Genomic DNA, 1,747 nt, shown 5'->3' with positions numbered 1-1,747 from the left:
GACGTCTCCCGCTGCGGACCGCCCGCGCCGCCCCGCGGGCGGCGGCCTCCGCACGCCGGGGGGACCGGGCTTTCGCTCCGGTACCGCACCCGGTGTCCTCGGCCGGGTCGTCCGCGGTGAAGAACCCGGCGGGCAGATCGTCGAGATACGGCCGCACGCGCCCGGAGTCGTCCGGTTCCCGCCCGGCGCCGTCGTCCTCCCCGTCACCAGCAGTGTGCACAGCAGCCTTCAGAGTCGATGTCCGTTACCGACGCCGAGGATATGGGATCGCGGACGCGGACGGATCATGAACCGGGGAAACGGGACGCCCCGGCCGCGTCCCGGTGTTCCGGGCACGGCTGGTGGGCGCAGCAGGGTTCGAACCTGCGACCCCCTGCTTGTAAGCCATCCGCTGGCAATCCGCGTGCTCACCAGGGTTTTCACTGGTCACTCTGACCCGTCGTGCCCTGAGTTATCGGGTCACTCACACCCTGCGCAGAACCGTTGAAAACGCCCCTCGACGGGTGACCTCACCACCCGCCGAGGGACTTGATCAGACGCTGGAGGTCTGACCCATGAGCAACTCTATGTCCCACGGCGAGAAGGCGCGGCAGCTGCTGCACCTGGCCGAGCAGCTGCGCGAGTGTGCCGACCGGGAGCTGACGAAGAGCGTCGAGGCCGGCGAGTCGGCCACCGAGCGGCCGATCATCGAGCCGCCGGTGCCGGTGCGGCAGCTGCGGATTCACGCCGAGCACCTGGCCTACCGGCGGGACGACGCGATCGAGCGGTACGCGAGGTTCGGCAGCCTGCGCGAGGTCGGCGAGGCGAACGCGCTGCGGATGGCGCTGGCCAACCTGCACATCTGGACCGACGGCGCGGTCGGCACGGCGCTGCACAAGCAGCCGACCGTGCAGGACACGGCCGAGCAGGGCGGTGCCCGGTGAAGCGCGGTTGGATCACCTGGTGCGGCCTCGGCATCGTCGCGGCCGCGGCCGCCGTCCTGAGCTTCGACGCGCTGCGGGAGCTGGCGGTGCTGACGGGCACGCCGAAGCGCCTGGCGCCGCTGGTGCCGATCACCATCGACGCCGCCGCCCTGGTGGGCACCCGGGTGTGGCTGGCGGGTGAGGCGCCAGGGAAGGCGGTGCGGTTCGCCCGGTTCCTGGCGCTGGCGATGATCGGCGTGTCCGTGGTGGGCAACGCCTCGGCGCACGCCCTGGTGGCCTACGACATCACGCCCGCCTGGTGGGCGGTGGTGGCCGTCGCCTCGGTGCCGCCGCTGGTGTTGGGTGCGGTGGCGCACCTGGCGCACCTGGCGACCGGCGAAGGGGCTAGCAGTGATGTTAAGGCTGACATCGCTTCTAGCCCCGCCACCGGCGACGAGGCCGGCGACCTTACGGGATCCCGTAACGTGGCTGGTCACGGGCCTGCACCTGGCGATTGCCAGGCGGAGAACTTCCTGGGATCGCAGGAAGTTTCCGAGGCGGAAAACTTCGCCGAGGTCAGTAAAGTTTCCGAGCCCGCCGAGGGGCCCGTGCTCGGCGACCACCAGGCAGAGCCCGATAGTTCGCCGGGCGACCGTTGGGCCGAGCACAACGGTTCACCGGGCGCCCGTTGGGCTGAGCCCAACACGCCACCGGCCGAGGGCGAAGGGGTATCCGCTCGGAGTACCCCTGGCGACGCCACCGACCTGGTGGACCGGGCGCGGCGCCTGGTGGCCGAGCACGGGCGCCTCGGCCGCGGGCGCCTGGCGCGGGAGCTCGGCGTCACC

2 protein-coding genes and 1 pseudogene are annotated in these 1,747 nt (G+C 71.7%); 2 read left to right on the top strand and 1 reads right to left on the bottom strand.

The window, feature by feature from the left end:
* Positions 1-220 (bottom strand): annotated as a pseudogene (locus tag ACTIR_RS26705) (hypothetical protein); the annotation flags it as partial.
* 334 nt (positions 221-554) lie between these two features.
* Here ACTIR_RS26705 and ACTIR_RS26700 point away from each other — a divergent pair.
* Both ACTIR_RS26700 and ACTIR_RS24860 read left to right on the top strand, forming a co-directional pair.
* Positions 555-923, top strand: coding sequence for a hypothetical protein (locus tag ACTIR_RS26700; RefSeq protein ID WP_161629640.1), 369 nt, complete (start codon positions 555-557; stop codon positions 921-923).
* Positions 920-1,747, top strand: an 828-nt coding sequence (locus ACTIR_RS24860) for a DUF2637 domain-containing protein (protein WP_161629639.1), incomplete at its 3' end; no start/stop codon positions are given. The genes ACTIR_RS26700 and ACTIR_RS24860, both read left to right, overlap by 4 nt.

Source organism: Saccharomonospora iraqiensis subsp. iraqiensis (assembly GCF_000430445.1).
Taxonomy (GTDB): Bacteria; Actinomycetota; Actinomycetes; order Mycobacteriales; family Pseudonocardiaceae; genus Saccharomonospora; species Saccharomonospora iraqiensis.
This window is presented reverse-complemented; position numbering and strand designations above follow the sequence as displayed.

Coding starts and splice junctions, on each gene's coding strand:
- ACTIR_RS26700 (WP_161629640.1), top strand. CDS start 555: ATGAGCAACTCTATGTCCCACGGCGAGAAGGCGCGGCAGCTGCTGCAC.